This window comes from Pseudomonas fluorescens (assembly GCF_902498065.1).
Lineage (GTDB): Bacteria > Pseudomonadota > Gammaproteobacteria > Pseudomonadales > Pseudomonadaceae > Aquipseudomonas > Aquipseudomonas fluorescens_BJ.
The window spans coordinates 15,870-29,469 of record NZ_CABVIR010000006.1; the positions used below are offsets into that span (position 1 = coordinate 15,870).

The window sequence follows — 13,600 nt, forward strand, 5'->3', positions numbered from 1 at the left end:
ACACAATTCCTGTAGGAGCGAGCTTGCTCGCGATGATTCCAATGACGATGCGGTGAATCAGACAGTACGCGGAACCGTTGACGTCCATCGCGAGCAAGCTCGCTCCTACAAAGCTTTTTGACAGCATCACATTTCAACAGGTTAGAATCGCTGGCACGCAGACTGCATGGTCAGTTTGTGCCCGCCTTTTCAGCTTTCTGGAGTATTGCCTTTGAATGCGACGACCATCAACAGCCTGTTCTTGATCGGCGCGTTGCTGGTAGGTGCGAGCATTCTGGTGAGTTCACTTTCGTCCCGCCTCGGTATCCCGATTCTGGTGATTATCCTGGCCGTGGGCATGGCTGCCGGCGTCGACGGCGGCGGCATCATTTTCGATAACTACCCAACGGCGTATCTGGTCGGCAACCTCGCGCTGGCGGTGATCCTGCTCGATGGCGGCTTGCGAACCAGGGTGTCAAGTTTCCGCGTGGCGTTATGGCCAGCGCTGTCGCTGGCCACGGTCGGGGTGTTGATCACCACCGGGCTGACCGGCATGGCCGCGGCGTGGCTGTTCAATCTGAACCTGATTCAGGGCCTGCTGATCGGCGCCATCGTCGGCTCCACCGATGCCGCGGCAGTGTTCTCGCTGCTCGGCGGCAAAGGCCTGAACGAACGGGTCACGGCCAGCCTCGAGATCGAATCCGGCAGCAACGACCCGATGGCGGTGTTCCTCACCGTCACCCTGATCGACATGCTCGCCAGTGGCGAAACCGGCCTGCACTGGAGCCTGCTGGGGCATCTGGTGCGCGAGTTCGGTATCGGCGGCGTGATCGGGCTCGGTGGCGGCTGGCTGATGCTGCAACTGGTCAACCGGATCAACCTGGCCACCGGCCTTTATCCGATTCTGGTGATTGCCGGTGGTCTGGTGGTGTTCGCCCTGACCAACGCCCTACATGGCAGCGGCTTCCTTGCGGTTTACCTGTGTGGCCTGGTGATCGGCAACCGTCCGGTGCGCAGCCGTCACGGCATTCTGCACATGCTCGACGGCATGGCGTGGCTGGCGCAGATCGGCATGTTCCTGGTGCTGGGTCTGCTGGTTACGCCGCATGATTTATTGCCCATCGCCCTGCCCGCGCTGGGCCTGGCGCTGTGGATGATCCTGTTTGCCCGGCCGCTGTCGGTGATGGTCGGCCTACTGCCGTTCAAGGCCTTCCACGGCCGAGAGAAAGCCTTCATTTCCTGGGTCGGCCTGCGCGGTGCGGTCCCGATCATTCTGGCGGTGTTCCCGCTGATGGCCGGCCTGCCCAACGCCCAGCTGTACTTCAACCTCGCGTTCTTTATTGTGCTGGTCTCGTTGCTGGTGCAGGGCACCAGCCTGCCTTGGGTGGCGAAACTGTTGAAGGTGACCGTTCCGCCGGAGCCGGCGCCGATTTCCCGCGCCGCGCTGGAAGTGCATGTCACCAGCGAGTGGGAGCTGTTCGTTTATCGCCTCGGCGCCGAAAAATGGTGCATCGGTTCGCCCCTTCGCGAACTGAAAATGCCCGACGGCACGCGCATCGCGGCCCTGTTTCGTGGTCAGCAACTGCTCCATCCGTCGGGTAGTACGGTGCTTGAAGTCGATGATTTGCTGTGTGTTATCGGCCATGAACACAACCTGCCGGCCCTTGGAAAACTCTTTAGCCAGGCACCGCAACGAGGCCTCGATTTGCGCTTCTTCGGCGACTTCGTACTCGAGGGAGATGCCCAGTTGGCTGCGGTTGCTGCCCTGTACGGGTTGAAAGTCGAGGGCATCGATCCGGACATGACGCTGGCCAGTTTCATTGCCCACAAAGTGGGCGGTGCGCCAGTCGTGGGTGACCAGGTGGAATGGAACAACACCATCTGGACCGTCGCGGTCATGGAAGGGAACAAGATCGGCAAAGTGGGCGTCAGATTCCCCGAAGGAAGTCGCCCAGGCCCGGGCTTGTTCCTCTAAACTCCACTCTTCGTCTCGTTCTCGATCGGTCTCTATGTCAACCCTGCGCACCTTTTTCATCATGGCCCTGCTGGGCTTGAGTCTCTCTGTCGGCACGTTGCAAGCGGCCGAACCGCCGTCCAGCGAAGCGGTGCAGGCGAGCCTGAACAAGATCGCCGACCGCAAACTGCCGGAAGCCGATCAGAAAGCCCTGCAGACGCTGCTGCAAAACACGCTGACCCAGCTCAACAACAAGCGTGATTACGAGCAGAAGCTGACCGATCTCAAGCAACAACTCGCCACCGCGCCCAAGCAGAACATCGAGAACCAGCGGGAACTGACGCGCCTGAAAGCCACCAGCGCCGTCCCGGTGGCGCAACGCTATGGCAAAGAATCCGTGCAGCAGCTCGAGCAGATGCTGACCGAGCGCTCGACCCAGCAAAGCGATCTGCAAAAAGCCCTCGCCGATGCGAACAGCCTGGTCATTACCGCCCAAACCCGCCCCGAGCGCGCCCAGGCGGAAATTTCCACCAGCCAGACGCGTATCCAGCAGATCAATAACGTCCTCAAGAACGGCAAGGACAACGGCAAGACCTTGAGCGGCGAACAGCGCGACCTGCTCAATGCCGAACTCGCGGCGCTGAATGCGCTGATCCCCCTGCGTCGCCAGGAACTGGCCGGCAACAGCCAGTTGCAGGACCTGGGCAACAGCCAGCATGACTTGCTCTCGGAAAAATCCGACCGCCTGGATCGCGAAATCCAGGAGCTGCAAAACCTGATCAACCAGAAACGCCTGGCTCAATCTCAGGAGACGGTGACGCAGCAGTCCATTGAGGCGCAAAAGTCCGGCGGCAGTGCGCTACTGGCCACCGAAAGCGCGGCGAATCTGAAGCTGTCCGACTACCTGCTCAAAAGCACCGACCGCCTGAACGTCGTCACTCAGCAAAACCTGCAGACCAAGCAGCAGCTCGACAACGTGACCCAGAGCGATTCGGCCCTCGACGAGCAAATCAACGTGCTCAAGGGCAGCCTGCTGCTGTCGAAAATCCTCTACAAACAGAAACAGGGGCTGCCGCGCCTCAAGCTCGACCGCGACCTCGCGGACCAGATCGCCGACATTCGCCTGTATCAGTTCGAGGTCAGCCAACAACGGGAATTGCTCAGCAACCCCGCGACCTATGTCGACAACCTGCTGTCGACTCAGCCCCCCGAGCAAGTCACCCCGCAACTGCGCAAGAACCTGCTGGAAATCGCGACCACCCGCGCCGACCTGCTGGAGCGGCTGAACCGCGAACTGAGCGCGGTGCTCAACGAATCGATCACACTGCAACTCAATCAGAAGCAACTGCTCAGCACCGCGCAAAGCCTGCGGGCGACCCTCGACGAACAGATGTTCTGGATTCCGAGCAACAAGCCGCTCGATCTGGAATGGATGCGCGGCGTGCCAGAGCGTCTGCAACGCCAGGTGGCAACCCTGCCGCTGGCGTCGAGCGTGAGCGAACTGATTGACGGCCTGACTCAACGACCGCTGCTGTTTCTGCCGTTGGTGCTGGTGATCGGCGCCCTGCTGTGGCGGCGCAAAAGCCTGTATGCCCGACTGAACAAGGTTCACCAGGACATCGGCCACTTCAAGCGTGACAGCCAGTTGCACACGCCGCAGGCGATTCTGATCAATATTCTGCTGGCATTACCGGTTGCGCTGGGCCTGGCCTTGTGTGGCCTGGCCCTGCAAATCGATGCTCGAGGGCAGAACGCCAACATGGGCTCGGCCTTGTTGCAAATGGCGCAGGCCTGGCTGGTGTTCTATACCGCTTACCGGATCCTCGCGCCGGGCGGCGTCGCCGAACTGCATTTCCGCTGGGAAAAGCCTCAGGTCGAATTCCTTCAGGGCTGGGTCCGTCGTCTCGGGCTGGTTGTCATGGCGTTGGTCGCGGTGGTGGCGGTTGCCGAGCTGCAACCGGCGGCGCTGGCCGACGATGTGCTGGGCATGCCGGTCGTATTGATCTGCTACGCCTTGATGGCCTGGCTGCTCAGCCGATTGCTGATCAGTAGCCCGACGCACGAAAACGCCTCACTGTTCCGCAAAGCGGTCGGGGTCATGTTCACTGTCCTGCCTGTCGCGTTGTTCGTAGCGGTGTGCTTCGGCTACTACTACACCGCGCTGAAGCTCAGCGACCGTTTGATCAACACGCTTTACCTGCTGATGTTCTGGCTGGTGATCGAAGCCACCTTCGTCCGTGGCCTGAGCGTTGCGGCACGCCGTCTCGCGTACCAGCGCGCCCTGGCCAAACGGCAGGCGGCAAAGGAGGCCGGCGATGGCGAAGCGGTGATCGAAGAGCCGACCCTGGACATCGAGAAGGTCAACGAGCAATCGCTGCGCCTGATTCGCCTGGCGCTGCTCGGCGGCTTCATCGCTGCGCTGTACTGGGTCTGGTCCGATCTGATTTCGGTGTTCTCGTACCTCGACAACATCACCCTCTACGAATACACCAGCGGCACCGGCGCCAACATGAGCATGGTGCCGATCAGCATCGGCGACATGCTCGGCGCGCTGATCATCATCGGCATCACCTTTGCCCTCGCGCGAAACTTGCCGGGGCTGCTGGAAGTGTTGGTGTTGTCGAAGCTGAACCTGGCGCAGGGCAGCGCCTACGCCACGACGACGTTGCTGTCTTACGTGATCGCCGGCGTCGGTTTCGTCTCGACCCTGTCCACGCTCGGCGTGAGCTGGGACAAGTTGCAGTGGCTGGTGGCGGCGCTGTCGGTGGGCCTTGGTTTCGGGATGCAGGAGATTTTTGCGAACTTCATCTCCGGGATCATGATCCTGTTTGAACGCCCGGTGCGGATCGGCGACACGATCACCATCGGCAACCTGTCGGGCACGGTCAGCAAGATCCGTATCCGCGCCACGACCATCACCGATTTTGACCGCAAGGACATCATCGTCCCGAACAAGACGTTTATCACCGGGCAACTGATCAACTGGTCGCTGACCGACACCATTACCCGGGTGACCTTGAAGCTCGGCGTCGATTACGGTTCGGACCTGGACCTGGTGAAAGAGCTGTTGCTCAAAGCCGCCCGGGACAACCCGCGCGTGCTGAAGGATCCGGAACCGCACGTGTACTTCCTGAACTTCGGCGAAAGCACCCTCGACCACGAGCTGCGCATGCATGTGCGCGATCTCGGCGACCGCAACCCGGTGCTCGATGAGGTCAACCGCTTCATCAACCGCGAGTTCAAGAAGCAGCACATCAATATCTCGTTCCGGCAGATGGAGGTTTACCTGAAGAACCTGCACGGTCAGGAATACAAAATGGTGCCAATCGAACCGGAAACCAAAACCATCGTGCCGCTGGTCGATGGCAAACCACCGCAAGAGCCGCCGCCCGCCAAACTCGACTAACCGCCCTATTCCTAGCAGAATGCTCGGACATTCTGCTGGAGATGGCCGGTGAAAGCCCTCGACGAACTGACCTTCGATAATCGCTTCGATCGCCTGGGCGATACGTTTTCCACTCACGTACTACCCGAACCCATCGACAATCCGCGTCTGGTCGTTGCGAGCCCCGCCGCCATGGCGTTGCTCGACCTTGATCCGGCCGTCGCTGAAACTCCGGAGTTCGCCGAGCTGTTCAGCGGGCACAAGCTCTGGGCCGACGCGATGCCACGAGCGATGGTCTATTCCGGGCATCAGTTCGGTTCGTACAACCCTCAGTTGGGCGATGGTCGCGGCCTGTTGCTGGGCGAGGTCTACAACGAGGCCGGCGAGCATTGGGACTTGCACCTCAAGGGCGCCGGCCAGACACCTTTTTCGCGCATGGGCGATGGCCGCGCGGTGCTGCGATCGTCGATCCGCGAGTTTCTTGCGTCCGAAGCGCTGCACGCCCTGAACATCCCGACCACCCGCGCGTTGTGCGTGATCGGCTCCGACACGCCGGTGTGGCGCGAAAAACAGGAGCGCGCGGCCATGGTTCTGCGCCTGGCGCCGAGCCATGTGCGCTTCGGGCATTTCGAATTTTTCTACTACACCAAACGCCCAGAGAAACAGAAAGAACTCGGCGAGCACGTGCTGGCCATGCACTTCCCCGAATGCCTCGAACAGTCCGAACCTTATCTGGCGATGTTCCGCGAAATCGTCGAGCGCAATGCCGAGCTCATCGCCAAATGGCAGGCCTATGGTTTCTGCCACGGCGTGATGAACACCGACAACATGTCGATCCTCGGCATCACCTTCGACTTTGGCCCGTTCGCGTTCCTCGATGACTTTGACGCCAACTTCATCTGCAACCACTCCGACGATCAGGGCCGTTATTCCTTCAGCAACCAGGTGCCGATCGGTCAATGGAACCTTAGCGCGCTCGCCCAGGCGCTGACGCCGTTCATCAGCGTCGAGGCCCTGCGTGAAACCCTGGGTCTGTACCTGCCGCTGTTCCAGGCTCACTATCTGGACCTGATGCGCCGCCGCCTCGGGCTCACCACCGCTGAAGACGAGGACCAGAAACTGCTGGAGCAATTGCTGCAACTGATGCAGAACAGCGGCGTCGATTACAGCCTGTTTTTCCGCCGCCTGGGCGATGAATCGCCGGAGCTGGCCGTTGCCCGATTGCGCGACGACTTTGTCGACATCAAGGGCTTCGATGCCTGGGCCGAGCTGTATGTCGCGCGGGTTGCTCGCGAAGGCGCGGTCGATCAGGAACAACGCCGCCAACGGATGCATGCGGTCAATCCGCTCTACATCCTGCGCAACTACCTGGCGCAGAAAGCGATCGATGCAGCGGAAAGCGGCGACTACTCAGAGGTTCGCCGCTTGCATGCGGTGTTGAGCAAGCCGTTTGAGGAGCAGCCAGGGATGGAGAGCTATGCCGAGCGGCCGCCGGAGTGGGGGAAGCATTTGGAGATCAGTTGTTCTTCCTGAACCCGGCTAGATAAAGGTTTCCACTGACGTACCGAAGCGCTCTGCCAACCAACGGATCTGCCGCAGGTTGAGCTGACGCTTGCCGCTCAGGATTTCGGACACCACCGATTGAGTGCCAACACCAGGCAGATCGCTCTGAGTCAAACCGTGCTCCCGCATCATGTAACCAAGAACATCAGCCCCGCTTGCTTCGGGCATAGGGCGATGTTTGTGATCCCATTCCTCTATCCAGTCACCAATGATGTCGACAAGACTCATAAGTGGATGAGACTCGTCATCACCGGTTATTTCGAGCAACTCATCAAGCGCAAGAACCAGCCTGTCGTAGTCGTCTTCGTTTTTCGGCTTGCGCAACAATGGCGAAACGAACGCCCAGTGCTCAGCCGCCTGTTTGATCAATGCACTCATTCTTTTCCCTCCTTCCATTTTCCTCGGTCATATTCGCGATGATCCAGCACGTGTTTGATGTACAGCTTCTGGCTCCGGTACCTGACATATGCAATCAAACGCAGCTTATTCCCCCCAATATCGAATACATGTAACTCACCAACTTTGTCCGTCGCAGAAAACAACGATTTCATGGCGGCAAAATCACAAGGACTATTGCGCTTGACCATTCGATACCAATGGTCAAGCGCAGTTGCTGCATTTGGCCATTTTTCCTTTGAGTCCCATATTCGTTTTTCAGAAAACACACGCATGCAATTTCCTTATCGCATTGGCTATGGATGAGTTAACCACAGGAGGTAAATATCGCAAGTTGCGATAATCATAGGCCGACCAGCGGCGCGCCAGCATTCTCCTAGCGTAGATTCGCTGCGCTTGTTCGAACGGTTGAAAATATGAACAAACGTCTCCAAATCAGGAGGACGCCGCCTAAAAGGACCACCCTCATGACCGAACCACTCCTCATCCCCTGCCCCTACTGCAACGGCCTCAACCGCATCCCTGCCGAGCGCCTCAACGACCAGCCGAAATGCGGTCGCTGCAAAGCCGAGGTCTTGCTGAGCAAGCCTTTCGAATTGAAACAAGGCGATTACGCCAGTCAGATCAAGGGTGATCTGCCCTTGCTGGTGGACGTATGGGCGGACTGGTGCGGGCCGTGCAAGTCCTTTGCCCCGGTGTTCGAGCAGGCGGCGAGTCAGTTGGCTGGGAAATGCAGGCTGGCCAAGCTGGACAGCGAGGCTAATCAGCAGCTGTCCGCCCAGTTGGGGATTCGCTCGATTCCGAGCCTGATTCTGTTCAAGAACGGCCGGGAAGTGGCGCGCCAGAGCGGCGCCTTCCCGTTACCGCAGTTGATGAGCTGGTTGCGTAGCCAGGGGATTTAATACCACCACAATGGCCGATGTTGTTTCGGCGGATCAGGCGCTTTCGAGAAGGTTATGCAGTTCGACGAATTGCTGGGTCAGTTTGTGCCGTGGATCGAGGTGGATCAGCGGCGTATTGGCCTGGTGCGATTCGCGCATGCGTACTGAACTACCCAAATACACCGGCAACACCGGCAAGCCCTCGGCAATCAATTCGTCGAGGATTTGCTGCGGCAGACTGGCACGGGCCTGGAACTGGTTGACGACGATGCCCTCGACCTCCAGCCCTTCGTTATGGTCGTCCTTCAGTTCCTCGATTTCCGCCAGCAAGCCGTACAGCGCCTGACGCGAGAAACTGTCGCAGTCGAAGGGAATCAACACACGATCGGCGGCAATTAAAGCCGATACAGCATAAAAGTTCAGGGCTGGCGGCGTATCGAGGTAGATCCGGTCGTAGTCTTCGGCCAACTCGTCGAGCAGTTTGCGCAGCTTGTTGATCTTGTGTTTCGCCTCAAGCTTGGGCTGCAAGTCGGCCAGCTCGGCAGTGGCGGTGATGACGTGGAGGTTGTCGAACGGGGTTTCGTAGATATCGACCTGGTTTTTCTTCGAAAACGGGCCTGAAGACAGCGTCTGCTTGAAGAAGTCGGCAATCCCCATCGGAATGTCATTACCGGTGAGCCCGGTGAGGTACTGGGTGGAATTGGCCTGAGCGTCGAGATCCACCAGAAGGGTTCGATAGCCCTCGCTGGCACTGACCGCCGCCAGATTGCAGGCAATACTGGATTTGCCTACGCCGCCTTTCTGATTGAATACCACGCGCCGCATGTCAAAACCTCCGTGTATCAAAGAATGACCGAGTGTAGTAGTCCATGGCGTCGCTTAGCTACCTCGCCGGCAAAGGGACTACACAGTCAGGTGCGAAGGCTCACTGAAAAAGCCGCCATCTCGTCCAGAAAAATGCTCTCGGAGCCGACAGACATCCATGGCTCGATGTGGACAATGGCCAAACGACATCCACTCACGTACCAATCGGTCCATTTCGTTGGGCAAAATGTAACCAGCATTTGCTACGCGCTCGCCGCACCGGGATAATGCGCGCCACTCGACGCTCAGCGTCACGTCAGGTGAATCGCTGATTCTGCGACTTGCCGCGTCAAGAAAGCCCGCAGGGGCGGGATGAATGCCTGTGATCAATTTCAACATCGCCCAATGGCGCGCGTGGGCCCCTGGGCTCGAAAGCGTGGACGATTGGCAGGCCTGGAGCCGACAACCGGTCGCGCTACAGAGCAGCGATGCCGCCCCCGACGTCTCGTTTCTGCCGGCCATGCAGCGGCGGCGGCTCAGCCGTCTAGCGCGGATGGCGTTCAGTGTCGGCTGGCCGTTGGCCGATGGTCGCACTGACCTACCGTTGGTCTTTATTTCCCGCCACGGCGAAACCCCGCGCACCTTCGATATCCTCAGCGATCTGGCCGCCGACCAGCCACTGTCGCCGACCCAGTTCAGCCTGTCTGTGCATAACGCGGTCATCGGCCTGTGGTCGATCATGCGCGGCGAAACCAGCGAAATGACCGCCCTCGCTGCGGCCGGCGATGGACTTGAACACGGCATGCTAGAGGCGGCGGCGCTGCTTGCCGAAGGCGCGCCCGCGGTTCTGCTGGTGGTGACAGAAGAACAGCCTCCCGAAGTCTATTCGGCCTGGATCGATGATGTGCCATTTCCCTATGCGGTGGGTTTGTTACTGACGCCGGGCAACGACTGGCAACTGTCCTTGAACAGCACTTCGGATGAGTTGTCCAAAGCCCACTGGCCCCATGCCCTGAATCTCTTGCGTACCCTGCTCGGCCAGCAAACCACCTGCCAACATGCCTGGAAAAATCGTGTATGGACCTGGCAACGCAACCTGTAACCGAAAAAAGCCGCGACGCCTATTACTGGCGTTTGCTGGCCACCGCCGCAAGCTTCACTCTCTTCGGGTTGGGCGGACTGTGCCTGCGCCTGGTGATTTTCCCGGTACTGAGCTGCCTGCCCGGCGATGCGCAGACGCACCGCTTGCGTGCGCGGCAAACCGTCAGTCGCTGCTTCTGGTTTTTCGTCCGGTTCATGGCCCGTACCGGCGTGCTGACCTACGACATTGAGGGCGCGGAAAAACTCGGCCGCCCCGGGCAGATGATCATCGCCAATCACCCGTCGCTGATCGACGTGGTGTTCCTGATCGGTCTGGTGCGCCATTCCAACTGCGTGGTCAAAAGCAGCCTCTGGGAAAACCCCTTCACCCGAGGCCCGCTGCGCCGCACCGAATACATCAGCAACGACGGCAGCATGGACATGCTCGACGCGGCGGCCGACGCGCTGAAAAGCGGCCAGACCCTGATCATTTTCCCCGAGGGCACGCGTACGCGGCCTGGCGAAGCGCCCTCCTTTCATCGGGGTGCGGCGTCGATCGCACTGCGCGGTGCGAAAATCCTCACGCCGGTGGTCATCAAGGTCAGCCCGACCACCTTGACCAAGGCCGAACCCTGGTATCGGATCCCCAAACGCCGCGTGCACTTCAGTTTCCGTGTGGGGGCCGATATAGACCCACAGGCGTTCGCCGCGCAAGGGCCCGCGCCTCAAGCCTCGCGCAAGCTCAATGACTACCTGCATCACTACTTTATTAAGGAGCTCGCCGAAGATGAGCGATCTGCACACTCTTAGTCTCATGCACGAAATCAAAGAACTGATCATCGAAGCCCTGGGCCTCGAAGACATCAGTGCGCAAGACATCGGCGATGACCAGACGCTGTTCGGCGAAGGCCTGGGCCTGGACTCGGTCGACGCCCTGGAGCTGGGCCTGGCGATCCAGAAAAAGTACGGTATCAAAATCGATGCCGACGCCAAGGACACCCGTAATCACTTCAGCAACGTGGCGAGCCTTGCGGCGTTCGTCACTGCAAAACAGGCAGCTTGAGACCGGACCATGCAAACTCGTGATGACATTTTCAACACCCTGCGCGATGCCTTGGTCGAACTCTTCGAGCTGGACCCCGAGCGTGTGAGGCTCGATTCCAACCTGTACCAGGACCTGGAAATCGACAGCATTGACGCGGTCGACCTGATCGACCATATCAAGCGCCAGACCGGCAAGAAAATCGCCGCTGAAGAATTCAAAACAGTGCGTACCGTCAGCGACGTCGTCGAGGCGGTCTACCGTCTGGTTCAGCCGGCCGCATGAGTCGACTGATCGGCCTCGGCCTGCTGCTCGCGGGGCTGCTGTACCCTTTCGCGGTGTATTTCGGCATGGAGCATTTCGCCCCGTGGCAGTTCGGTCTGCTGCTGGGCAGCCTGTGGCTGGCGCGAGCGGTGACGGGGGTGCGTCGACCGGGAAGCCTGTGGATGGCCACCGTCGCCATCGTGTTTTGCCTGTTGCTGGCCCTGTTTGACAGCCCCGCCATGCTGCGCTGGTACCCCGTGCTGATCAGCGGCTTCATGCTGGTGCTGTTCGGGTTGAGCCTGAAATACGGCCCGCCAATGATCGAACGCCTGGCCCGCTTGCGCGAACCACGCTTGCCGGCCAAGGCGATTCGCTATACGCGCCAGGTCACCATTGCCTGGTGTGTGTTTTTTCTCTGCAACGGTTTGTGCGCCGCCGCCCTGACTCTCTGGGCGCCGCTGAGTTGGTGGATGTTGTACACCGGCCTGATCTCCTATGGGTTGATCGGCCTGATGTTTGCCATTGAATGGCTCATACGACAACGGGTACGAGGCCACCCATGAATTGGATAAAACTTGAGCAATTGTTGCTCAAGGCTCAACCGGAGCGCGCCGTGACGGCCGATCCGGCGCTGAATCACGCACAGTTGTGCGAACAGGCCCTGAGCCTGGCCGCCGGCCTGCAAGCCCAGGGCGTGCAGCGCATTGCCGTGCACCTTGACGACGCCGCCGACCTGGCCATTGCGTTGCTGGGTGCCTGGCGCGCCGGGGTCAGCGTGCTGTTGCCTGCCGATCTGCAACCGCAAACGCGTCAGCGTTGGTCGAGCGAAGTGGATCTGTGGCTGACGGATCAGGCCGATGATGCGCAACTGAGCGACTATCGCCATGCGCCACTCAGTGCCACAGCGCTGGACCTGGACCGCTGCACACTGAGCCTGTGCACTTCCGGCTCCAGTGGCGAACCCAAGCGCATCGACAAAAACCTGCGCCAACTGGCCAATGAAGTCCAGGCACTGGAGCAGCTCTGGGGCGTCGATCTGGCTGAAGCCTGCATCATCGGCAGCGTTGCCACCCAGCACATCTACGGCCTGCTGTTTCGGGTGTTGTGGCCGCTGTGTGCCGGGCGCTCGTTCGTGCGCAAGCAACTGGCCTTTCCGGAAGATTTGCAGCGCGCCAGCCGCGAACACCCGGCCTTTGCCTGGGTCGCCAGCCCGGCACTGCTCAAGCGCATGGGCGACAACCTCGACTGGCCGGCGCTGAGCGCGGTTCGCCGGGTGTTTTCCTCTGGCGGTGCGTTGCCGGCCGAAGCGGCGCTAAGCCTGCAGCAACGCCTGCACCAGTGGCCAACGGAAATCCTCGGCAGTTCGGAAACCGGTGGCATCGCCTGGCGTCAGGGCAACGACCTCTGGCAAGCTTTTGCCGGCATCGAATTGAGCCAGGACAGTGACGGTGCGCTGCTCATTACGTCGCCGTATCTGCCGCCGGGTCACGTCGAACACACCGCGGATGCCGCGCGAATCGCCGCCGACGGCCGCTTCGAATTGCTCGGGCGGCTGGACCGGATCGTCAAACTGGAAGAAAAACGCATCTCGCTGCCGATGCTGGAACACGCGCTGATGGCCCACGACTGGGTCTGCGAAGCACGCCTGGGCGTGGTTCAGGAAAATCGCGCTTCACTGGGTGCGCTGCTGGTGCTGAGCGAATCGGGTTTGCATGCCTTGCGCAATCAGGGGCGCCGCACCCTCACTCAGGAACTGCGCCAACACCTCAGCCAGCATTGTGAAGCCCTTGCACTGCCGCGACGCTGGCGCCTGCTGCGACAACTGCCGCTCAACGCTCAAGGCAAACTGCCTCAGGCCGACGTGGAAGCCTTACTGCTGGCCCCGCGCCCGAAGACGCCGCAAGTGCTGGAGCAGGTCGAAGTCGATGGTGAGTGGAGCCTGCAACTGGCGGTGCCACCCGACCTCGCGTACTTCAGCGGCCATTTCCCCAAAGCGCCGGTATTGCCGGGCGTGGTGCAAGTGGATTGGGCCCTGAGCCTCGGCCAGCAACTGATGAACCTGCCGGAAAAATTCGCCGGCATGGAAGTGCTGAAATTCCAGCAACTGGTGCGCCCCGGCGATGAAGTCCAGTTGCACCTGCGCTTCGATCCGGTACGCAGCAAGTTGTATTTCGCCTATCGCAACGAGACCGCCACGTGCTCCAGCGGGCGGATTTTGCTGGAGGCTTCTTGTGATGAGTAAGTCGGGTGAG

General features: G+C 60.2%; 13 protein-coding genes. 10 read left to right on the forward strand and 3 right to left on the reverse strand.

Features of this window, described 5'->3' with window-relative positions:
- Positions 1-211: 211 nt before the first annotated feature.
- The 3 genes from F8N43_RS20305 to selO are packed head-to-tail and all read left to right on the forward strand — an operon-like array spanning position 212 to position 6,851.
- Positions 212-1,954: a potassium/proton antiporter gene (locus tag F8N43_RS20305; RefSeq protein WP_150654260.1), complete on the forward strand. Its 1,743-nt coding sequence runs from the start codon at positions 212-214 to the stop codon at positions 1,952-1,954.
- Between the two features lie 34 nt (positions 1,955-1,988).
- Positions 1,989-5,339, forward strand: coding sequence for a mechanosensitive channel MscK (mscK, locus tag F8N43_RS20310; protein WP_150632673.1), 3,351 nt, complete (start codon positions 1,989-1,991; stop codon positions 5,337-5,339).
- A gap of 48 nt (positions 5,340-5,387) precedes the next feature.
- Positions 5,388-6,851 carry a protein adenylyltransferase SelO gene (selO, locus tag F8N43_RS20315; protein ID WP_150640023.1) on the forward strand — a complete coding sequence of 488 codons (1,464 nt, stop codon included), beginning with the start codon at positions 5,388-5,390 and terminating at the stop codon, positions 6,849-6,851.
- Positions 6,852-6,857: 6 nt separating this feature from the next.
- Here selO and F8N43_RS20320 read toward each other — a convergent pair whose 3' ends face one another.
- Positions 6,858-7,259, reverse strand: a complete 402-nt coding sequence (locus tag F8N43_RS20320; RefSeq protein WP_150632675.1) for a helix-turn-helix domain-containing protein — start codon at positions 7,257-7,259, stop codon at positions 6,858-6,860.
- Positions 7,256-7,552 carry a type II toxin-antitoxin system HigB family toxin gene (locus F8N43_RS20325; protein ID WP_150640024.1) on the reverse strand — a complete coding sequence of 99 codons (297 nt, stop codon included), beginning with the start codon at positions 7,550-7,552 and terminating at the stop codon, positions 7,256-7,258. Before F8N43_RS20325 ends, F8N43_RS20320 begins: the two co-directional genes overlap by 4 nt.
- A 192-nt stretch (positions 7,553-7,744) precedes the next feature.
- Between F8N43_RS20325 and trxC the strand changes: the two genes are divergently transcribed.
- Entirely contained in the window at positions 7,745-8,179 is a 435-nt protein-coding gene (gene trxC / locus F8N43_RS20330; protein WP_150640025.1) for a thioredoxin TrxC, read from the forward strand.
- A 33-nt stretch (positions 8,180-8,212) separates the two neighbouring features.
- Here trxC and F8N43_RS20335 read toward each other — a convergent pair whose 3' ends face one another.
- Positions 8,213-8,983, reverse strand: coding sequence for a ParA family protein (locus F8N43_RS20335; RefSeq protein WP_150632678.1), 771 nt, complete (start codon positions 8,981-8,983; stop codon positions 8,213-8,215).
- 355 nt (positions 8,984-9,338) lie between these two features.
- Here F8N43_RS20335 and F8N43_RS20340 point away from each other — a divergent pair, with 355 nt between their 5' ends.
- The 6 genes from F8N43_RS20340 to F8N43_RS20365 are packed head-to-tail and all read left to right on the forward strand — an operon-like array spanning position 9,339 to position 13,590.
- Positions 9,339-10,064, forward strand: a complete 726-nt coding sequence (locus F8N43_RS20340; RefSeq protein WP_150632679.1) for a beta-ketoacyl synthase chain length factor — start codon at positions 9,339-9,341, stop codon at positions 10,062-10,064.
- Positions 10,040-10,852, forward strand: coding sequence for a lysophospholipid acyltransferase family protein (locus tag F8N43_RS20345; RefSeq protein WP_150632680.1), 813 nt, complete (start codon positions 10,040-10,042; stop codon positions 10,850-10,852). Before F8N43_RS20340 ends, F8N43_RS20345 begins: the two co-directional genes overlap by 25 nt.
- Positions 10,830-11,105 carry a phosphopantetheine-binding protein gene (locus tag F8N43_RS20350; RefSeq protein ID WP_150632681.1) on the forward strand — a complete coding sequence of 92 codons (276 nt, stop codon included), beginning with the start codon at positions 10,830-10,832 and terminating at the stop codon, positions 11,103-11,105. The genes F8N43_RS20345 and F8N43_RS20350 overlap by 23 nt, the downstream gene beginning before the upstream one ends.
- A gap of 9 nt (positions 11,106-11,114) precedes the next feature.
- Entirely contained in the window at positions 11,115-11,369 is a 255-nt protein-coding gene (locus tag F8N43_RS20355; protein ID WP_150632682.1) for an acyl carrier protein, read from the forward strand.
- Positions 11,366-11,911, forward strand: coding sequence for a hypothetical protein (locus F8N43_RS20360; RefSeq protein ID WP_150654261.1), 546 nt, complete (start codon positions 11,366-11,368; stop codon positions 11,909-11,911). The genes F8N43_RS20355 and F8N43_RS20360 overlap by 4 nt, the downstream gene beginning before the upstream one ends.
- Complete coding sequence (locus F8N43_RS20365) at positions 11,908-13,590, forward strand: acyl-CoA synthetase family protein (RefSeq protein WP_150654262.1); 1,683 nt, start codon at positions 11,908-11,910, stop codon at positions 13,588-13,590. Before F8N43_RS20360 ends, F8N43_RS20365 begins: the two co-directional genes overlap by 4 nt.
- Positions 13,591-13,600: the final 10 nt, after the last annotated feature.